Origin of the sequence: Corynebacterium sp. HMSC034A01, assembly GCF_001838175.1 — a bacterium.
In the GTDB taxonomy this organism is placed as follows: domain Bacteria; phylum Actinomycetota; class Actinomycetes; order Mycobacteriales; family Mycobacteriaceae; genus Corynebacterium.
This window is the reverse complement of record NZ_KV835977.1, coordinates 1-222: the sequence shown is the minus strand read 5'-3', so window position 1 is coordinate 222 and position 222 is coordinate 1. Positions and strand designations below refer to the sequence as shown.

At 64.4% G+C, this 222-nt stretch carries 1 protein-coding gene; it reads left to right on the top strand.

All coding sequences use genetic code 11. The features are described 5' to 3' along the window. Positions 1-222, top strand: a 222-nt coding sequence (locus HMPREF2791_RS11920) for a helix-turn-helix domain-containing protein (RefSeq protein ID WP_141764970.1), incomplete at both ends; no start/stop codon positions are given.

Genomic DNA, 222 nt, shown 5'->3' with positions numbered 1-222 from the left:
GGTCGCACGGGTGCTGGCTGGTGAGCCGGTTGAAGAGGTTGCGGCGGCGTTCGACCGGTCTGTGATCACGGTGTATCGCTGGGTGCGGCACGCACGCCAGGAGAAGGCGGGCGGAAGCCGTGATGCGGTGCAGCCGGCCAACACGCCGGATGCTTGCACGGCAAAACCACCTGCGCACAGCAAAGTTGATGACGTGCCAGCACCAATGAAAACACAGGCAGG